15 protein-coding genes and 1 pseudogene are annotated in these 19,029 nt (G+C 65.1%); 6 read left to right on the top strand and 10 right to left on the bottom strand.

Annotated features, from left to right (window positions below; genetic code table 11):
• Positions 1-3: 3 nt before the first annotated feature.
• The 5 genes from BMX61_RS19635 to BMX61_RS25145 are packed head-to-tail and all read left to right on the top strand — an operon-like array spanning position 4 to position 4,083.
• Entirely contained in the window at positions 4-1,011 is a 1,008-nt protein-coding gene (locus tag BMX61_RS19635; protein WP_075629646.1) for a hypothetical protein, read from the top strand.
• A 28-nt stretch (positions 1,012-1,039) separates the two neighbouring features.
• On the top strand, positions 1,040-2,158 hold the full coding sequence (locus BMX61_RS19630) for a PilN domain-containing protein (protein ID WP_075629645.1): 1,119 nt from the start codon (positions 1,040-1,042) through the stop codon (positions 2,156-2,158).
• Entirely contained in the window at positions 2,155-2,745 is a 591-nt protein-coding gene (gspM, locus tag BMX61_RS19625) for a type II secretion system protein GspM (protein ID WP_075629644.1), read from the top strand. Before BMX61_RS19630 ends, gspM begins: the two co-directional genes overlap by 4 nt.
• Positions 2,742-3,284, top strand: a complete 543-nt coding sequence (locus tag BMX61_RS19620; protein WP_139198964.1) for a hypothetical protein — start codon at positions 2,742-2,744, stop codon at positions 3,282-3,284. Before gspM ends, BMX61_RS19620 begins: the two co-directional genes overlap by 4 nt.
• Positions 3,285-3,321: 37 nt before the next feature.
• Positions 3,322-4,083 carry a prepilin peptidase gene (locus BMX61_RS25145; protein WP_075629642.1) on the top strand — a complete coding sequence of 254 codons (762 nt, stop codon included), beginning with the start codon at positions 3,322-3,324 and terminating at the stop codon, positions 4,081-4,083.
• 66 nt (positions 4,084-4,149) lie between these two features.
• On the opposite strand, the pseudogene BMX61_RS19610 reads toward BMX61_RS25145, so the two are convergent.
• From BMX61_RS19610 to BMX61_RS19595, 4 genes and pseudogenes are all read right to left on the bottom strand, one after another.
• A pseudogene (locus BMX61_RS19610) lies at positions 4,150-5,108 on the bottom strand (IS481 family transposase).
• Between the two features lie 162 nt (positions 5,109-5,270).
• Positions 5,271-6,326 carry an ornithine cyclodeaminase gene (locus BMX61_RS19605; protein WP_075629641.1) on the bottom strand — a complete coding sequence of 352 codons (1,056 nt, stop codon included), beginning with the start codon at positions 6,324-6,326 and terminating at the stop codon, positions 5,271-5,273.
• A 168-nt stretch (positions 6,327-6,494) separates the two neighbouring features.
• Positions 6,495-7,253 (bottom strand): meso-2,3-butanediol dehydrogenase, encoded by a 759-nt coding sequence (locus tag BMX61_RS19600; RefSeq protein ID WP_075629640.1) that lies wholly within the window; start codon positions 7,251-7,253, stop codon positions 6,495-6,497.
• A 252-nt stretch (positions 7,254-7,505) separates the two neighbouring features.
• Complete coding sequence (locus BMX61_RS19595) at positions 7,506-8,468, bottom strand: SDR family NAD(P)-dependent oxidoreductase (RefSeq protein WP_075629639.1); 963 nt, start codon at positions 8,466-8,468, stop codon at positions 7,506-7,508.
• 149 nt (positions 8,469-8,617) lie between these two features.
• Here BMX61_RS19595 and BMX61_RS19590 point away from each other — a divergent pair, with 149 nt between their 5' ends.
• Positions 8,618-9,514 carry an AraC family transcriptional regulator gene (locus BMX61_RS19590; protein WP_075629638.1) on the top strand — a complete coding sequence of 299 codons (897 nt, stop codon included), beginning with the start codon at positions 8,618-8,620 and terminating at the stop codon, positions 9,512-9,514.
• A gap of 48 nt (positions 9,515-9,562) precedes the next feature.
• Here the strand turns inward: BMX61_RS19590 and paoC are convergent, their stop codons facing one another.
• From paoC to BMX61_RS19560, 6 genes are all read right to left on the bottom strand, one after another.
• Positions 9,563-11,773, bottom strand: coding sequence for an aldehyde oxidoreductase molybdenum-binding subunit PaoC (gene paoC / locus BMX61_RS19585; protein WP_075629637.1), 2,211 nt, complete (start codon positions 11,771-11,773; stop codon positions 9,563-9,565).
• 4 nt (positions 11,774-11,777) lie between these two features.
• Entirely contained in the window at positions 11,778-12,728 is a 951-nt protein-coding gene (locus BMX61_RS19580) for an FAD binding domain-containing protein (protein ID WP_075629636.1), read from the bottom strand.
• On the bottom strand, positions 12,725-13,387 hold the full coding sequence (paoA, locus tag BMX61_RS19575) for an aldehyde dehydrogenase iron-sulfur subunit PaoA (protein WP_075629635.1): 663 nt from the start codon (positions 13,385-13,387) through the stop codon (positions 12,725-12,727). Before paoA ends, BMX61_RS19580 begins: the two co-directional genes overlap by 4 nt.
• A 350-nt stretch (positions 13,388-13,737) precedes the next feature.
• Positions 13,738-16,833, bottom strand: a complete 3,096-nt coding sequence (locus BMX61_RS19570; RefSeq protein ID WP_075629634.1) for an efflux RND transporter permease subunit — start codon at positions 16,831-16,833, stop codon at positions 13,738-13,740.
• On the bottom strand, positions 16,830-17,909 hold the full coding sequence (locus tag BMX61_RS19565) for an efflux RND transporter periplasmic adaptor subunit (RefSeq protein WP_075629633.1): 1,080 nt from the start codon (positions 17,907-17,909) through the stop codon (positions 16,830-16,832). The genes BMX61_RS19570 and BMX61_RS19565 overlap by 4 nt, the downstream gene beginning before the upstream one ends.
• On the bottom strand, positions 17,906-18,997 hold the full coding sequence (locus BMX61_RS19560) for an efflux RND transporter periplasmic adaptor subunit (RefSeq protein WP_075629632.1): 1,092 nt from the start codon (positions 18,995-18,997) through the stop codon (positions 17,906-17,908). The genes BMX61_RS19565 and BMX61_RS19560 overlap by 4 nt, the downstream gene beginning before the upstream one ends.
• Positions 18,998-19,029 lie beyond the last annotated feature (32 nt).

Raw genomic sequence — 19,029 nt, 5'->3', positions numbered from 1 at the left:
CCGATGGCACGCGCCGGCCTCGCCCCGCATGGCTTCCCGGCCCCGCTTGGCGCCGATGGGGCAAGACGCAGCCGCGCTTCCAGTCTCCTCAGGGCCGGTCGATCGCGCAAAGGCGAAGCAGGCGCTGCCCTGCTGCTGGTCCTCGTTGCCGTGGCGCTGCTGGCGGCCGTTGCCGGAGCCGCCTTGCGCTCCGCGCATGCCACAAGCGAGGCCGCGCGGCTATTCGTGCGCGAGGTCGTGGCGGACGAAGCTTCGCGCGCGGCCATCGATCTCGCGCGGGCCGAGATATCGGCGCTCGACAGCGTGGCGCAGCGGCGCGGCCAGTTGCGCTACAGGCTGGGCGCGGCGTCCCTGACGGTGGATTTTCTGTCCGAAAATGGCCGTATCGATTGGCATCGCGCGGCGCCGCCGCTGCTGAATGCCGTTCTTCTCGGCGCCGGCTTGAGCGAACGCCAGGCCGGCCTGTTGACGTCGTCGATCGCCCTGAGCGACCCGACGATCACCGGCAATGGCGGCATGGGCCGGAAGGCTGCGCATATGGGCTTTGCACCGCCGCCACCGCCCAGCGGCGCGCAGGGTGCCGTCACGGCGCCAACATCCGTCAGCCAGCCGCGGCCCCAAAGCCTTGCTGCGCTGATGAGCCTTCCCGGTATCACGCCCGAGGTCTTCGCGCGCATCGCGCCGCTCTTCAGCCCCTGTGCCGGAAGCGGCCCGATCGATCCGGGCATTGCCTCCCTGCCGATTGTCGCGGCCCTGATGGAAGGCGATGCAGGCCGCGCAACGGCTTTTCTGGCACAACAAGCCGAGCGCGAGCCTGACGCAGCGACTCCGTCGCAATTTCCGTCCTCCATGCAGAGCTTTGTTGCCAGCACGGCCAAGACCGCGAGCGGCGTGCGCCTCGACGTCACGGTCGAGGTGGATGGTCTGATCCGCCGCCATACCGGCGTGCTGTGCGTGCCGTCGGGCGATTTTGCTGCGGCGGATCTTCTGGATTGGACATTGCTGCCATGATGGGCTCGCTCAGACAGGGAGATCTCTGATGGCGTCGCTCGGAGGCGTTGACGGCGCCGTTCGCGGCTGGATCGACGGGCTGGCGCTTGCCATGCTGCGCATCATCGACCGCCTGCGCCCAGCGCCAGTCATCATCCTGTCGCTCGATGGCGAAGGGGGCGCCCCCGCCGGGCTGCTCCACCGCGCAGGCGAGGCGGACAAGCCGCCACTCGGCCGGCTGATTGCCGAAGTCGACGGCGTTCGCCTCGAACCAGCGGCGGCGCTGCGGGTCTTGCGGGGCAGCGACCTCAGGCTGCGCGTGCCCGACGGCTGGATCCTCGAGCGGACGCTGGCGCCGGTGCCGACCAAAAGCCGCCCCTTTCTTGACGCCTATGTCCGCCGCCAGATCGAGCGGGTCACACCTTGGCGTGCGGCGGACTGCTTCTATACGACGCGGACCGAGACGGCGCCGGACGGGCCGGAGCGGCTTGCCGTCTCCATCACCGTCGTGCTGCGCCGGCTGGTCGAGCCGACGCTCGCGCCGCTGATCGGCGCCGGGCTGCGCCGTCTGTGCATCGAGCCTGACGGCACCAAATCGGCCGAGGCAGGTGTGCGCGGCAGCGTGACGCTGCCGGCGGTCGAAGCCGTACGCCTGCAGCAGATGCGGCGGCTGACGGGAGGGACTGTCGCTGTGGTGGTCATCGGCGTCGTCGCCGGCCTGGGTGCGACTGCCTGGATCCAGGCCGGGCAGCAGGCCCGGCTCGACACGCTCGACCAGGCCATTGCGGCAAAGCGGCGGCAGATGGCTGCCATCACGGCGCGGCGCGCCACGGGCGAGGGGGACGCGATGCAGATACCCCCCGCGCCGCTGCCGCCCGCGATCGTCCGGCTCGATCGCCTCTCCGCCTTATTGCCTGACAGCGCCTATGTCACGGATCTAACGTTTGAAGGCGACCGCGTGCGCCTTGCCGGCATCTCAACGGAGGATGTCGCTGCCTTGATCCCCCTGATCGAGCGATCCGGCCTCTTCTCCGAGGCGCATTTCTACGCGCCGACCACCAAGCGGGAAGATCAGCAGGGCCAACGCTTCTTCATCGAGATGCGGGTGACCAGTGCCGGCCCCGCCGCCAGCCCGGTAAAGCGCGATAGCGCCGGAGGCCGGTCATGAGCGCGGCTACACATGCTGCCTGGCGTCCCTTGCCGAGCGTCGCGCTTCTTCTCGCGGTGCTTCTTGTCGGGACCGGCCTGCTGGCTACCGATCTTCTGGCCATCCGCGTATCGGGCGATGAAATTGCCGCGCGCGAGGGACTTGCGGACAGCCTGCAGCGCGCGATCGACAAGACGCTTGCTGCCGCCGCTCCCGCGAAATCCGCGCCGGAAGGCTCTGGCGCTGTTCTGCCCGGCGAGAGCCCCACCATTGCCGCGGCGGCGCTGCAGGGCGCGGTGATCGACATCGTCCAGAATCGCGGCGCCGAGGTTCTTTCCACCGAGCCCAATGCGGAAGGCCGCGCGGACAACGAGATCGAAAATGCGCAGGCGACCGGCGCCGGGCTTCGGCCGATCAGGCTTGACGTGACGTTCGATGCCAGGATCGAGGATGCACAGGCGATTCTCTTTGCCATCGAGACCGGCCATCCGGTGATGATCGTCGACCGACTGCAACTCACGCCGGCACGCCAGCTCGACGGACAATCCGACAGCGATCCTTTGCTGCATCTCGTCATGGCGCTGCACGGCTATTGGAGGGCGCCATGACTTGGCGCTTCAAAGGACCGGGTATCGCGCTTTGTGGCATGTTGCTGCTTACCGCGTTCACCGACGCTTTGGCTGAGACCGACGCGCCTGACACGGAGGCATCGCCCATTGCGCCTCTGAGCCTCGAGGCCTTAAGCGCGACGCGTGAGCGGCCCCTCTTCGTGCCCGACCGTCGCCCTCCGCAGCCACCGCCACCACCGCCGCCGGTCGTCGAGGAGCCGCCGACGGAGACCCCTGCGGCCCCGCCACTGGTGGTGGAAATGACCACGCCGCCTTCCGCCACCCTCGTCGGCATCGTGCAAGGGGCCGGGCGTGGTGTCGCCGTCTTCAAGGATGACGGGAAGAATATCATTCTAGCGCCGGGCGACGAGATCGAAGGGTGGAGGCTGGTGACGCTGGCCGCGCGCAAAATCGTGCTGCGCAAGGACGACCAGCATATCGAACTCGCGCTTCCCAAGCCCGGCGATCCGACGGAGTCCGGACAGAGCAGCCAGCAGGACGTCGGCAGCGACGGCGCCACCGAAGGATCGGCGAATTGACATCTGATCCTCCGCCTGTCGCCCGGCCCGTCTACCGATGAGCTTCGCGATCCTTCCAGCCCTGGTTCCGTTGGCCCTCGTCGTCACGGCGCTTCAGCCCCCTATCCTGCTGCCGCTTCTGCGCGATCTATGGCTCTGGCGTCGCCGCAGTGCGCTGGTTCTGCTCTGGCGCCGCTTATGGAATGGCAAAAGAGGCGCGGCCCTGCGCCCGCGCGCGCCCGGTCTCTTCGTTGATGCCGCGCTGGCGTCTCTTCTGGCCGCGACCCTCTCCGCCGCTGCGCTGCCGCCAGTTTCGGGGTCGGCTGATGTGCCCGTCGCTATCGTCTTCTGGATGCGGGCAGGCGGGCTGGCGGTCAATCTGATGATCCTCACGATCATCGATCTGCGCTGGCTGCGGCTGCCCGACCGCATCACCCTACCGCTGGCCGCCATCGGCCTTGCCGATGCTGCTTTGACGGACCGGCTTGCCACAAGCTTTTTCAGCGGCGTCGTGCTCGTCCTCCTGCTTCTCAGTCTGCGAGCAGCGGCGTTGCGGCTGAAGGGCACGGAGGGGCTTGGTCTCGGCGATGTGAAATTCGCCGGCGCGATCGGCATCTGGCTGGGACCGGACTGGAGTGCGCCAGCCCTGTTCGCGGCCGCGCTCTTCGGCATCACCGGCCATCTCCTGGATCGTCTCCTCTCAGACCGCGCCACAGCGCAACAGCCATTCGGCCCCAGCCTCGCCTCGGCGTTCTGGATCGCGTTTCTCTGCCAGAGCGCGGGATTGTCCGCACCAGCCTGGCCGATTGCAAGCCCGTAAGTCGCGAAAGCACATCAAAAGCGACGATGTCGGATTCATATGCCTGATCGGTTCCGACACAGAAGGCTAGATGTTTGGTCCCAGCGATTGATGGTGCGGATTTGATATGAATCGAGCGGGTTCGTTTTGCCATGCCTTGCAGATGGCTTCGTAGGGTGTGAGCCCTTTGAGTGTCTTGAGCCTGCGGGCGAAGTTGTAGGCAGCGACGACGTCGCTGAGATGCTGCCGGAGTTGATCATGGCTGTCGTAGTGGTAGCGTTTGACGGTAGTGTCCTTGATGGTGCGGTTCATTCGTTCGACTTGGCCGTTCGTCCACGGGTGCCTCGGCTTGGTCAGACGGTGCTGGACATCGAGGTCGGCGCAAGCCGCTTCGAAGGCGTGGCACCAGATGGGCTGGTTTTGCGCGCGCATCACCTTGATGTCCTTAGGCGTCCAGCCATCGCCGGTCGGGTCGGTGAAGTGCATGCCGTTGCCGGTGAGTACGGTGTGGATCTTGTAGGGCAGCGCCGCGGCGAGGTGGCGGAGGAAATCAGCGGCCACGCGGCGGGTCGCCTTCTGGTGCAGTTCGACAAACGCGAACTTGGAAGTCCGGTCGATCGCAACCAGCAGGTATAGCTTGCCTTCCTCGGTGCGCACCTCGGCGATGTCGATGTGAAAATAGCCGATCGGGTAGGACTTGAACTTGCGTTTGGCAGGCTTGTCGCCTTCGACGTCGGGCAAACGGCTGATGCCGTGGCGTTTCAGGCAACGGTGCAACGATGAGCGCCTCAAGTGCGGGATGGTGGCTTGGAGCGCATAGAGGCGGTCGTCCAGCGGGCGCAGCGTGTGGCTGCGGAAAGCGACAACCACCGCCTCGTCTTCGATCGACAACAAGGTTGATCGTGGGTCCTTCGGACCCGTGGGAAGGTCAGCCGTCGAGCGACGCCTCTTCCACTTGGCGATGGTCTTCCGATTGAGCCATGGCGCTTCGCCAACGCCCTCAGGCTCTCTTGACTATGCTGTATCGCTCGACGGACTGCCTCAATCGTCGTGGCGCTCCCGTGTGGAACCTAACTCACAGTGCCTCCCCACACTCCTGTGAGAAGATTGCACCGGCAAAGCCTGGGACTAGACACTAACCGGTTGTCCGACTCTCCATTTCTGTCTTGGTGATGACGCCGCAGCTCACCGTTAACGGGCCTTTCGCTTCAAAGCGCCGGCCCCGCCGCCCGCATGAGCATGCCATAGAGATCGCGCGGCTCGTCGGGATCGGCCAAGAGGTCGAGTTCGTCGTAAAGGCCTGTTTGCATCAGCTGATCGCGCACATAGCGTAGCGCCGAAAAGTCTTCGGTGGCAAAGCCGACGGAGTCGAAAAGCGTGATCTGGCTGGCCGAGCGCCGGCCCTCGCGATGGCCGCTCATCACCTGCCAGAGTTCGGTCACGGGATGATCCGCCGCGAGCTGCTGGATCTCGCCCTCGATCCGGGTCTGCGGCGCGAATTCGACGAAGATGTCGGAGCGCAGGAGAATGTCGCGATGCAGCTCCGTCTTTCCGGGGCAATCGCCGCCGATTGCATTAACATGAACGCCGCCGCCAACCATGTTGTCGGTCAGAACCGTGGCGTTCTGCTTGTCGGCGGTCACGGTGGTGATGATCCCGGCGCCCTCCACCGCCTCCTGGCAGGAGGGACAGATGGTGATGTCGAAGCCCTTGGCTGCAAGGTTGCGCGCACATTTCCGGCTGGCGGCAGGGTCTATGTCATAAAGGCGGAGCGTATCGATTCCGAGCAGGGCCTTGAAGGCCAGCGCCTGAAATTCCGACTGGGCGCCATTGCCGATGATCGCCATCACCCGTGCATTGTCCGGCGCCAGATATTTTGCCGCCACTGCCGACGTGGCGGCCGTGCGAAGGGCCGTCAGAATGGTCATTTCGCTGAGCAGGATCGGATAGCCGCTGTCGACATCCGACAGCACGCCGAAAGCGGTCACCGTCTGCTTGCCGTCGCGGGTGTTTTTCGGGTGGCCGTTGACATATTTGAAGCCGTAGAGCCGCCCATCACTCGTCGGCATCAGTTCGATGACGCCGTCAAGGCTGTGCGATGCCACGCGCGGCGTCTTGTCGAACGCATCCCAACGGCGAAAATCCTCCTCGATATAGGCGGCAAGGGCGGTCAAAACCTCCTCGACGCCAATTGCCAGCACGAGGCGCATCATGTTTTCGACGCTGACGAAGGGAACGACGGCGAGAGGCGAGGGCAGGCTCATCCTTGGTAACTCCGAAACCGAAAGGCCCGGACCGTCACCGGCCGGGCCTGTCAGAGTGACCCGGAGCGGGTCGATGGGCAACCCCCATGGCTGCAGGTGCAAGTGGGTCGTCGCGCCGCTTTTCTTTGGCGATCATACGAAACTGCGTGCGGTGTCAGGGTGCCTTGCCTATTGTGGAGGCTGGCCGTTTGAGGCGGACATGCCGCCATCGACGGGCAGATTGACACCGGTAACGAAGCGGGCATCGTCACTCGCCAGAAAAGCGATCACGGCCGCGACATCCTCCGGCTCGCCTGGACCCTCCAAGGCGAAGCGCTCGTTGAATTTGGCCAGCAAGGCTTCGTTGGCCATCATGTCCTCGGTCATGTCGGTGCGCGTCAGGCTCGGGCAGACGGCGTTCACGCGGATGCCGTCCTTGCCGTGGTCCATGGCCATGGCGCGCGTCAGGTTGACGACGCCGCCCTTGGCCGCATTGTAAGCCGCCATGCCCCAATCCCCGCCGGTGCCGGAAACCGAAGCGACATTGACGATCACGCCGCGCGTGGTCTTCAGATGCGGGATCGCGGCGCGGCTGGCGAAGAAGACGCCGTCGAGATCGGTGGCCATCACCTTGCGCCAGTCATCGGTGGTAAGGGAGGCGACATCGCCTTCGACGGCAACGCCGGCATTGTTGACCAGAATGTCGAGCTGGCCAAAGCGCTCGATGGTTCGGGCGACCACGTCCTTGATCTCGGCCTCGTCGGAGACGTCCGCTTCGATGACGAGCGCCTGATCCTCGCGAGAGGCCGCCGCCGATGCAAGCTTTTCCCGGCGGCGGCCGACGAGCACGACCTTGGCGCCCTCTTGCAAAAAGCGTTCGGCCGTCGCCTTGCCGATGCCGGAGCCTGCCCCCGTCACGATCGCCACCTTGCCGCTGAAACGCTGCATCCATCCGCTCCTGTTCTCGAGTGCATCGCGGTGCAAACGGCAGGAGAGGGCGGATGTTCCCCGCAAGGCGGCGTCCCAGGTCGGGGCGCTCCTGGGCAACGCGATATCCGCAGCCGATCCGCAGGACCGTTGCGGCGCAAAGGCCCGGAGCGTGCCTCAAAGGCTTTGGCCCGAGCGACGGCTGGGCACATCGTTTGGTGCAAGCGCTTGCAGGTCGGCCGCTTGCGCGGCCGCCCCGGGTGTGATCACCGGTCAGAACTGCTCGCCGACCAGCGCTTCGCTCTTGGCCCAAAGTGCCTTTGCCCGCTCGGGATCGATGGCATAAGGGCGCACGCCGCCGCGAATGCCTTCGCCGTCCTGAACCTCGGCCACATGGCAATCCTCGCAATAGCGGCCACCGACATGATCCGCCTCGGCGACGACCGCCGCCCAGACGGATGTCGCCGCACCCTCGGGGATCGACTTGAAGACGAAGGGTGGCAGGCCGGCGGCGGCATGGGCGGCGTTGATCGAGCCGATCAGAGCGTCTTCATCGGCCGCACTCATATGGCGCATGAGTTCGGTGCGGATGCCGCCGGGATGAACGGCGGCTGCCCGCACGCCGCGCGCGCGGTGACGCCGGTCGAATTCGACGGCGAACAGCACGTTGGCCGTCTTGGAACGGCCATAGCCGACCCAGGGATCATAGGCGCCCGTCTCGAAATTCGGATCGTCGAGATCGACATCGGCGAAGCGATGCCCGGCGGAAGCGAGGTTGACCAGCCGGCCGCCTGTGCCAAGCAGGCCGGCAATGCGGTTGATCAACACAAAATGGCCCAGATGATTGGTGCCGAACTGGGTTTCGAAACCATCCGCCGTGCGTCCGAAGGGCGGCGCCATCACGCCCGCATTGGCGATGATGACGTCGAAGGGGCGGCCGTCGGCCAGCAGCCGGTCGGCACATGCCCGTGCGCTCGCCAACGAAGCGAGATCGAGTTGGGTGAGCGAGAAGCTGCCACCGCCCGATTGCGCTGCGTCGCGCACGCTGGCCGTCGCACTTTCCGCCTTGGCAAGATCGCGCGCCGCACCCACCACCTCGGCCCCACGGGCTGCAAGGGCGCGCGCGGTCTCGATGCCAAGGCCGGCGGAGGTGCCGGTGACGAGCACGCGCTTGCCGTGGAGATCCTTGCCGGCAAGCACGTTGTCCGTCGTTGATGTCGCACCAAAAGTCGTCATGGTTTTGCCTTTCCGTTGGTGAGACCCTGTGGTCTCGCTTGCCTGATTTTGTCGATTTTGCTGCGAATTACCTGCCCGATTGCCTCGTTCCCTTGCCTGATCCTATCAATCCTCTTGCACTTGGCGCGACGAGGCGCGATCTTGGCGCCATGCAAGATCTTCTCGACCGCATGTGTCAGCGCGTGATGCGCCATACGGATGGAACACGGCTCAACACGCCTTTGCCGCATGTGGGGCTCGCCATCGCCCGGCAAAGCCATCAATCGGTGATGACGCTCTATGAGCCCATGGCCTGCCTCGTCCTGCGCGGCGTCAAGGAGGTGACGATCGGCGACCGGGTGCTGCGCTATGATCCTGCCAGCTGTTTCATCGCCTCGCTCGACCTGCCGGCTACGGGCTGCATCATCGAGGCCTGCGCGGATGATCCATACATCGTTGCCAGCCTGGCGCTGGACCGGGATCTGCTGAGCGAACTTCTGGCCGATCTGCCGCCCGCACCGGAGGCGATGCCGGCGGCGGGCTTCGGCGTGGCGCCTGTCACGACCGAGCTTCTGGAGGCCTGGGATCATCTGCTGGCGCTCCTGGACCGGCCGGGCGATATCGCCTTCCTCGCCCAGTCGCGCGAGCGTGAAGTGCTCTATCAATTTCTACAGGGAGCGCATGGGCCGATGCTCCGGCAGGTGGCGCGCGAAGACAGCCGACTGGCGCAGGTGCGCCGTGCTCTTCTGTGGATCCGCGATCATTATGACGAGACCTTGCGTACGGAGACGCTCGCCGACATCGCCGGCATGAGCGTGCCGACCTTCCACCGTCATTTCAAGGCGGTCACCGCGATGAGCCCGCTGCAATATCAAAAGGCTCTGCGGCTGCAGGCGGCCCGGCGAATGTTGACGGCAAGTGGCGATGCCACACGCGTCGCCTATGCCGTCGGCTATGAGAGCCCGTCGCAATTCAGCCGTGAATATGCGCGCCTGTTCGGCGCTCCGCCCCTGCGCGATGCCGAGCGTCTGCGTGGCGGCCGGGTCGAGGCGGGAGAGCTAATCTGATGGTTGCCGTCCGTCGCTGGAGACGGACGGCAGAGTCTGATCGATCCGTCAGGCCACGTCCGGCAGCCGGTCGATCAGCTTGTCGAGCGTGACGGGATAGTCGCGCACGCGCACGCCGGTCGCATTGTAGACGGCGTTTGCGATCGCGGCGGCAACGCCGCAGAGGCCGAGCTCGCCGACCCCCTTGGCCTTCATCGGCGAGGACATCGGGTCGGTTTCATCTAGGAAAATGACCTCCTGATGCGGAATGTCGGCATGAACCGGCACCTCATAGGTTGCGAGATCATGATTGACGAAGAAGCCGCGTCTGGTGTCGACCGCCAGCTCCTCCATCAGCGCCGCGCCCGCGCCCATGGTCATGGCGCCGATCACCTGGCTGCGTGCCGTCTTCGGGTTCAGGATGCGTCCGGCTGCGCAGACGGCCAGCATCCGGCGGATGCGCACTTCGGCCGTCGCCGCATCCACGCCCACCTCGATGAAATGCGCGCCGAAGGTCGATTGCTGGTGCGTCTTGTCGAGGTCGCCATATTCGATCGAATCTTCCGCAACCAGCTCTCCATCCTTCGCAGCCTCGGTCAAAGATAGGGCGCGTCCGCCGGACCGTACTTCACCATTGGCGAAGCTGACATCGGCTGCATTGATGCCCAGCCGCTTGGCGACGGCCTCGCGCAGCTTGACGCAGGCAGCATAGACGCCGGCAGTGGAGTTGTTGGCGCCCCATTGCCCGCCGGAGCCGGCGGAGACGGGGAAGCGGGAATCGCCGAGATGCACGGCCACGCGTTCGATCGGCAGGCCCATCATTTCTGCCGCCGTCTGGGCAAGGATCGTGTAGCTGCCGGTGCCGATATCCGTCATGTCGGTTTCGACGGTGACGATACCGTCCTTGCCGAGCCGCACGCGGGCACCTGATTTCGTGACCATATTGTTGCGGAAGGCTGCTGCAACGCCATGGCCGATGAGGAAGCGACCGTCGCGCAGCTGCCCCGGCCGGGCCTGGCGCTTGTCCCAGCCGAAACGCTCGGCGCCGATGCGGAACACCTCGGCAAAGGCACGCTGGGAGAAGGGACGCTCCGGCTTTTCCGGGTCGACCTGGGTGTCGTTGAGAATGCGGAAGGCAATCGGATCCATGCCGAGCTTTTCGGCCATCTCGTCTATGGCGATTTCCAGCGCCATCAGGCCGGGTGCTTCGCCCGGTGCGCGCATGGCATTGCCCTCGGGCAGGTCGAGCACGGCGAGCCGTGTGCGCGTCATCCGGTTTTCGCCGGCATAGAGCAGGCGGGTCTGCTGCACCGCCAGTTCCGGGCCGCCGCCCGGCAGATCGCCTGACCAGCTCTCATGGCCGATGGCGGTGATCTTGCCCTCGCGGGTCGCGCCGATGCGGATCCGCTGGAGCGTTGCCGGACGGTGGGTGGTGTTGTTCATCAGCATCGGCCGGGCAAGCGCGACCTTGACCGGCTGACCCGTCGCCTTGGCGCCGAGTGCGGCCATGACCACATCCGCCCGCAGAAAGAGCTTGCCGCCAAATCCGCCGCCGACGAAGGGCGACATCAGATGCACCTTCTCCTCCGGCAGGTTGAGCGTCTTTGCGAGATCCGACCGGCCCCAGGCAACCATCTGGTTGGAGGTCCAGACTGTCAGCCCGTCCGCATCCCACACGGCGAGCGTCGCATGCGGTTCCATCATCGCGTGGGAGTGATCCGGAGTCTTGTAGCGCTGGTCAAGCGTCACGGGCGCCTGAGCGAATGCGGCCTCGAAATCGCCGACGCCGGAGTCCGGCTCGCCGTCCTTGGGTAGGCCGGCGGCATCGATCAGCTTATCCAGCGCAAAATTGCCGGGCTTTTCCTCGTACTCGATGGTCACGAGATTGGCGGCGGCACGGGCCGCTTCGAAGCTCGTCGCCACCACGAGGCCGATAGCCTGGTGGTAATGATCGATCTCGGGGCCGCCCATCAGCGTCGCCGTGTTGAACTTGCCCTTTTCCAGCTTGCCGATCAGCTTTGGCAGGCTCTCCGGCGTGACCACGGTCAGAACCCCCGGCGCACGGCTGGCGGCAGACGCATCCATCCGCCGGATGCGGCCCTTGGGGATCGTTGCATGGATGATCACGCCATAGGCAGGCTTGATGGCGGGATCGTGCCATTCATAGGCATAGGTCGCACGGCCGGAGACCTTCAAGGGCCCGTCGATCCGGTCGAGCGGCTTGCCGACGACGTTGAGCTGGTCGATCGGATTGGTGGTTGCGGGGCTGTCGAATTTCATGGTCTCATCCCCTCGCATCCATCAGCACGGCAGACAGCGTGCGTTCGACCAGCGTCAGCTTGAAGGCATTTTCCTCGGTGGGCTTGGCGCCATCGAGCAGGGCGGCGGTTGTCGCCTTCGCGCCACGGGGCAGTTCGGCCTCAGCCTTTTCCACCCGCCAGGGCTTGTGCGCCACGCCGCCCAGCGCCACACGGCCGGTCCCGTCCGGTTGGACGATGGCGGCGACGGAGACGATGGCGAAGGCATAGGAGGCGCGGTCGCGCACTTTGCGATAGACTTGCTGACCCCCGACCGGCGGCGGAAGCGTGACGGCGGTGATGAATTCGCCATGGTCCAGCGTGGTGTCGATTTCTGGGCGATCTTCAGGAAGACGATGAAAATCGGCAATCGGAATGGTCCGCGTCTGCCCGTCCGGCTTGACGGTTTCGACCGCGGCATCGAGCGCGCGCATGGCCACCGCCATGTCGCTCGGGTGGGTGGCGATGCAGGCCTCGCTGACGCCGATCACCCCGAGCTGGCGGGAAAAGCCACCGATGGCAGAGCAGCCGGAGCCAGGCTGGCGCTTATTGCAAGGCTGGGCCGGATCGTAAAAATACGGACAGCGGGTGCGCTGCAGCAGGTTGCCCGCCGTCGTCGCCTTGTTGCGCAGCTGACCAGAGGCACCGGCGAGCAGGGCACGCGAGAGAACTGCGTAATCACGTCGTACGCGCGGGTCGGCCGCAAGGTCTGTATTGCGCACCAGTGCGCCGATGCGCAGGCCGCCAGCCTCCGTCGGTTCGATCGTGTCGAGGCCGAGACCGTTGACGTCGATCAGATGGGCCGGCGTCTCGATTTCGAGTTTCATGAGATCGAGAAGGTTCGTCCCGCCGGCGATAAACCGGGCATTATTGACGGCCGCCGCGCGGCTGGCGGCTTCCGCCGGGCTTTTGGCGCGCTCATAGGTAAAGGGCTTCATGCGCGCCTCCCGGCCACTTCGGTCATGGCCTCGACGATGTTGGAATAGGCACCGCATCGACAGATATTGCCGCTCATGCGTTCGCGGATTTCCATCTCGCTCAGCTGCGCGGGCGCGGTCAGATCGGTCGTGACGTGGCTCGGGATATCGGCAGCGATTTCCTCCAGCACCGCCACGGCGGAACAGATTTGCCCCGGCGTGCAATAGCCGCATTGATAGCCGTCATGAGCCACGAAGGCCGCCTGCATCGGATGCAGGGCATCCGGGCTGCCCAGGCCCTCGATGGTGGTTACGCTCTCGCCTTCATGCATGAGGGCGAGCGACAGGCAGCTATTGATCCGCCGACCTTCGACCAGCACAGTGCAGGCGCCGCACTGGCCGTGATCGCATCCCTTCTTCGTGCCGGTCAGATGCAGATGCTCGCGCAGCGCGTCGAGCAGCGTCGTGCGCGAATCCAGCTCCAGCCTGTTTGTCTCGCCATTGACTGTGAATGTGACTGTCGATGTCACGGTGCCTCCTTGCTGTCCTGTCGCGGGCGTTTGCGCCGCATGCGTCTGCCGCCCGCCCGCCAGCACGACGGAGGCGGCCGCCGTGGTCTTGAGCACTGTGCGCCGGGTTACATCCGACTGGCTGCATCCGGTTCGACCGAAATCGCTCATCCGCCCCTCCCTGGGTTTGATTGGTCCCACGCCGAGGCCGTTACCGCCGCGTGCAAGGGAGGAAGTTTAGGTCGGGAGATGGGCTTGGTTAGGTTTGGAAATCTGAAAAGCCTGAGCCAACAGGTTCGGCCAAATCTGTCAAATGAAAAAGACAAAGCAATTACAGAAGGTTGCGTATGTCTTCGACCGACAAGATCAACTGATCGTGAGGGTGCGTAGTCACGCGTTGAGGAGACGACGGCGTGGACATCTTTTGGATAGCACAGCGAAGCTGGCTTCTGCGCCGATGCCAAAACGACAAAGCCCTCCGCCAGCAGGCTGGCGAAGGGCGAAGGTGGTGGGCGTTTCGATCAACCGGCCGCCGGCGCGTGCTCCGGCTCGGCGCTGGTCCGCGGCGTATCGGCCGGCGTATCCGGACGGATGCGGAACCAGGTGACGTAGAGCGCCGGCAGGAACAGCAGCGTCAAGACTGTGCCGACGACGATGCCACCCATCATGGCATAGGCCATCGGACTCCAGAAGATTTCGCGCGAGATCGGGATGAGCGCGAGCGTGGCGGCGGCGGCCGTCAGCATGATCGGGCGCATGCGGTGCTCTGTCGCCTCGATCACCGCCTTCCAGGGCGGCACGCCTTCGCGCCGGAGATCCTCGATCTGCACGACGAGAATGACCGAGTTGCGGATCAGGATGCCGATCAGCGCGAGCACGCCGAGGATGGCGACAAAGCCGAGCGGCGCGTTGCTGGTGAGAAGCGCGATGACCACCCCGATCAAGGCCGTGGGCGCCACGGCGAAGACCAGGAACAGGCGGTGGAAGCTCTGCAGCTGGATCATCAGGATCGTCGCCATGATGAACAGCATCATGGGCGCCACGGCAGCGATCGGGCCCTGCGCCTTCGCGCTTTCCTCGACCGCGCCGCCCGCGATCACCTTGTAGCCGGCCGGCAGGGACTTGGCGAATTCGGCGACTTGAGGCGCCAGGGCCTGGACGATAGTCGCCGGCTGGGTTGCACCGATTACGCCTGCCTTGATGGTGATCGTCGGCTGGCGGGAGCGACGCCAGATGACGGGCTGTTCCAGCTCGTAGCGGAAGGTGGCGATGGCAGACAGCGGCACCGACTTGCCGCTCGAACTCGGCAGCTGCAGGCTCTGCAGCGTGTCGATGGAGCCGCGCTCCTGCGCCTGCGCCCGGCCGATGACATCGACGAGATAGATGTCGTCGCGCACCTGCGTGGCGCTCGCTCCCTCCACGATGCCGTTCAGCGCCGTGGCGATATCCTGCGAGGAGACGCCGAGCTGACGGGCCTTGTCCTGCAACACGTCGACGCGCACCACGCGGGCCGGCTCGTTCCAGTCGAAGGTCATGGCGGTCAGGCGCGGATCGGCGCCGACGATGACGCCAAGCGATTGAGCCAGCTTGCGCACGGTCTGGATTTGCGGCCCGCTGACGCGGTACTGCACGGGCTTGCCGACGGGCGGGCCGATGTCCAGAAGCTTCACGAAGGCGTCTGTGCCCGGGAAGGTGCGGGTGAGATAGGCCTGCAGCTCGGTGCGCAGCCTGTCGCGTTCGGCCACGCCCTTGGTGACGATCACCGTCTGGCCGAAGGTGACATCGGAGGGCTGCACGTCGAAGGACAGAAGGAAGCGTGGCGCGCCCTGTCCGACATAGGTCGACCAGTGGTCGATGCCGGGATTGCCCTGCAGCATTTCCCGCTCGAACTGTGCCATCTGCCTGTCCGTTTCGCCGATCGAGCCATTCTGCGGCAGATTCCAGTCGACCACGAGTTCCACGCGGTCGGAATTGGGGAAGAACTGCTGCTGGACAAAGCGCATGCCATAGATCGATGTGCCGAAGGCGACGATGGTCAGGAGGATGGTGATCCAGCGCAGTCGCAAGGCGGCATTGAGTGCGCCGGCGAACAGCCTGGCGAAGAAGCCCTTGTGTTCGTGATGCTTCTTCATGCTCTTGGGCAGCAGCGTCACGCCGAGCAGCGGCGTGAACAGCACGGCCACGATCCAGGAGACCACCAGCGACACGGCGATGACGACGAAGAGCGTGAAGGTGAACTCACCCGCCGCACTCGAATTCAGGCCGATCGGAATGAATCCGGCGACGGTCACCAGCGTGCCGGTCAGCATAGGGAAGGCAGTCGAGGTGTAGACATAGGTCGCCGCCTTGCGCAGGTCGTCGCCCATTTCCAGCCGTGCCACCATCATTTCCACGGCGATCATGGCGTCATCGACCAGTAGGCCGAGCGCGATGATCAGCGCGCCGAGTGAGATGCGCTGCAGCGAAACCCCACTATAGGCCATGACCAGGAAGGTGATGGCCAGTACGAGGGGAATGGAGATCGCCACCACCAGACCAGCGCGCATGCCAAGCGAGATGAAGCTGATGGCCAGCACGATGGCGATCGCCTCGAACAGCGCGCGGGTGAAGCCGGAGACGGCCTCTTCCACCACGGCCGGCTGATCGGACACACGGCTGATCGTCACCCCGATCGGCATTTCGGCGGTCACCCGGTCCATCTCAGCGTCCAGAGCCTTGCCGAAATCCAGCAGGTTGGCGCCGTCCTTCATGCCGATGGCCAGGCCGATGGCGGGCAAGCCGTTGAAACGGAACAGCGAGGAGGGCGGATCGACATAGCCGCGCCGGATGGTGGCGACATCGCTCAAGGGGAAGAAGCGATTACCGACGCGCAGATTGATGGCGCGCAGGCTTTCCTCCGAGGTGAACTGGCCTGAGACGCGCAGCGCCACGCGTTCGGGTCCGGCCTCCACGAAGCCGGAGGACGTCACCGCGTTCTGCGACTGCAGCGTCGAGATCAGGCTTTGCCGGTCGATGCCAAGGGCGGCGATCTTGCGGGTGGAGAATTCCAGATAGATGACCTCGTCCTGCGCGCCGATGATGTCGACCTTGCCGACATTCTCGACCGTCAGAATCTTGGAGCGGGCTTCTTCCACCCGGTCGCGCAGCTGGCGCTGGCTGAGGCCGTCGCTGGTGAAGGCGTAGATATTGCCGAAGACGTCGCCGAAACGATCGTTGAAGAAGGGACCGACGACGCCGGACGGAAACTGACCCTTGATATCGGCGATCATGTTGCGGATGCGCAGCCAGGTCGGTGCCACATCGCGTGCCTTGGTGGTGGGCAGAAGATCGACGAAGATGATCGTCTGGCCCGATGTCGTCAGGCTGCGGGTATGGTCGAGCGACTCCAGCTCTTCGAGCTTCTTTTCGATCCGATCCGTGACCTGCTTGGTCACTTCCTCGGCCGAGGCCCCCGGCCATTGCGCCTGGATCACCATGGTCTTGATGGTGAAATTCGGGTCTTCCTCGCGCCCGAGGCCGATATAGGAAAAGACACCGGCGATCATGAAGACGATCATGAAATACCAGACGAGCGAGCGGTGTTCGAGCGCCCAATCCGAGAGGTTGAACTTCTTCACGGAGCCATCTCCCTGGTGATCTTGACCTTCTGGCCTTCTTTCAACTGATGCACGCCGGCCAGCGCGATGCGGTTGCCGGCGGCAAGGCCCTGCGACACGACGACGCCATCGCCATCGGCCTGCGCGAGTGTCACCGGCTTCAGGCTGACCGTCTCCTTGTCCTCATCCACCAGCCAGACGGCGCTGGCGCCGTCGCGGGTCAGGATCGCGCTCATCGGCACGACGATGGTGGGGGAGGCATCCGTGGTGGAGCTCACGGTCACGATGGAGCCGAGGCGGAAGGCGTCGGGCGGGTTGTTGAGCGCAATCTTGACGCGCTGGGTCCGCGTGGTCGAATCGGCCTCCGGCGCGATTTCGCGCACGGTTCCAGAAACGCGCACGCTGGCGTCCAGCTGCAGCATCACCTCGAAGGGTGAGCCGATTTTCAAGCCCCGCATGGCGGTTTCCGGCAGATCGACCACGGCATCGCGCAGATCGGGCCGGGCAATGGTCAGCACCGTCTGCCCGGGGGAAACGACCTGCCCGACTTCGGCGGATGTGGCCGTCACCACGCCATCGAATTCCGCATGGATCTGAGCATAGCTCAGCTGTTCGCGTGCCTTGGCCAGATTGGCTTCGGCCTTGGCCACGGTGGCGCGGGCGGTCTTTTCCGCCTGCTCGGCGGTTTCCAACGATGCTTCGCTGTCGCTCTTGCTTTCGGCCAGCGTGCGCTGGCGCGCCGCCGTGGTCGCGGCATTGGCGAGCTGGGCTTGGGCATTGGCGATTTCCGCCTGACTGCTGCGCACTGCCAGTTCCAGCGCGAGCGGATCGACGGCGGCAACGACCTGGCCCCGGGTGACGAGATCGCCGACGCTGACCTCCCGGGCAATCACTCGGCCAAGAACGCGGAAGCCGAGATCGGTGCTGACACGCGGCTCCACGACGCCGGCAAGCCGAAGCGTCGTCGCGGCCCGAGGCGCGACGACCTGGGAAATCAGAGGGCGCACGGGCTCGGCAGCCGCCGTTTCCTTCTTGTCTTCGCATCCCGACAGGATCAGGGGCGCAGCCGCGAGTGCGGCGAGTAACCTGCGGTTCACGGGCTCACCTCCTTGGAAACGCTCACGGTCTTGCCCGGCAGCAGGAACTTTGCGCCATCGACGACGACCTGCTCCTTCGGCGCCAGGCCCGAGGATACGGCGAAACGTCCGGTCTCATATTCCGCGACCTCGATCCGCTTCATCGACACGACGGAGGTTTTGGGATCGACCACCCAGACCGCGGGTGCGCCGCCATCCGACGCGATGGCGTTCCATGGCAGGAGAATGGCCTGCCGCTTCTGCCCGGTGAAGGTGCCGACCACCGGTGCGCCCAAGGGCAGCTCCCGGCCGGCCGTGTCGAGACCTACCTTGACGCGGATGGTGCCCGTTGCGGAATCGATGGTAGGAGAAATTTCGCGCACCGGCGCCATCACCTTGAGCGTGGGATCCGACAGGAGGCTGACGGCAACGGCGTCATCCGGCTTCTGCAGGAACAGCGACTCGAAGACGTTGAACACCGCATCGCGGGGACCATCATGCGCCAGCGTGAAAATCGACTGCGCCGCCTGGGCCACCTGGCCGACCTCGGCATTGCGCGCGGTAATCACGCCATCGGCATCGGCCTTCAGTTCGGTATAGGACTGCGCATCGCGCGCGACATCGAGTTGAGTCCGCGCCGATTCCACCGTGGCCTGTGCCACCAGCAGCGCTTCCTGCGCCTGGTCGAGCCGCGCGCGCGACGTCACGCCGCTGGTGAAGAGGTTCTTCTGGCGGTTGAAGTCGAGCTGCGCCTGAGTCAGCTGCGCATCCGCTGCCTGAAGGCTCGCCTGCGCAACATCGACATCGGCCGTCTGTTCGCGTGGATCGATCCGGGCCAGAACCTCGCCCTTCGTCACCTTCGAGCCGACATCGACAAGCCGTTCGGTGATGCGGCCGCTGACGCGGAAAGACAATTCGGACTGGATGCGCGCCTTGATCTCGCCCGTTACGGCCGTGGTCGGTGCGTAATCGGCAAGTGCCGTCTCGGTGATCTCGACAGTGCGCTGCTCGACCGTTTTGTTGTCGTCAGGCTGGCTGCAGGCGGAGAGGGCTATGCCGGCCAGCAGCGCCAGCCCCGCCGGCAGGAGAAATTTCGGGCTTTGTCCCATATCGGCCTCGGTTATTGGGGGACCTCACTATT

Origin of the sequence: Xaviernesmea oryzae (genome assembly GCF_900109605.1) — a bacterium.
GTDB lineage: Bacteria > Pseudomonadota > Alphaproteobacteria > Rhizobiales > Rhizobiaceae > Xaviernesmea > Xaviernesmea oryzae.
This window is presented reverse-complemented; position numbering and strand designations above follow the sequence as displayed.

Coding starts and splice junctions, on each gene's coding strand:
- BMX61_RS19635 (WP_075629646.1), top strand. CDS start 4: ATGGCACGCGCCGGCCTCGCCCCGCATGGCTTCCCGGCCCCGCTTGGC.
- BMX61_RS19630 (WP_075629645.1), top strand. CDS start 1,040: ATGGCGTCGCTCGGAGGCGTTGACGGCGCCGTTCGCGGCTGGATCGAC.
- gspM (WP_075629644.1), top strand. CDS start 2,155: ATGAGCGCGGCTACACATGCTGCCTGGCGTCCCTTGCCGAGCGTCGCG.
- BMX61_RS19620 (WP_139198964.1), top strand. CDS start 2,742: ATGACTTGGCGCTTCAAAGGACCGGGTATCGCGCTTTGTGGCATGTTG.
- BMX61_RS25145 (WP_075629642.1), top strand. CDS start 3,322: ATGAGCTTCGCGATCCTTCCAGCCCTGGTTCCGTTGGCCCTCGTCGTC.
- BMX61_RS19605 (WP_075629641.1), bottom strand. CDS start 6,326: ATGAGCCTGCCCTCGCCTCTCGCCGTCGTTCCCTTCGTCAGCGTCGAA.
- BMX61_RS19600 (WP_075629640.1), bottom strand. CDS start 7,253: ATGCAGCGTTTCAGCGGCAAGGTGGCGATCGTGACGGGGGCAGGCTCC.
- BMX61_RS19595 (WP_075629639.1), bottom strand. CDS start 8,468: ATGACGACTTTTGGTGCGACATCAACGACGGACAACGTGCTTGCCGGC.
- BMX61_RS19590 (WP_075629638.1), top strand. CDS start 8,618: ATGCAAGATCTTCTCGACCGCATGTGTCAGCGCGTGATGCGCCATACG.
- paoC (WP_075629637.1), bottom strand. CDS start 11,773: ATGAAATTCGACAGCCCCGCAACCACCAATCCGATCGACCAGCTCAAC.
- BMX61_RS19580 (WP_075629636.1), bottom strand. CDS start 12,728: ATGAAGCCCTTTACCTATGAGCGCGCCAAAAGCCCGGCGGAAGCCGCC.
- paoA (WP_075629635.1), bottom strand. CDS start 13,387: ATGAGCGATTTCGGTCGAACCGGATGCAGCCAGTCGGATGTAACCCGG.
- BMX61_RS19560 (WP_075629632.1), bottom strand. CDS start 18,997: ATGGGACAAAGCCCGAAATTTCTCCTGCCGGCGGGGCTGGCGCTGCTG.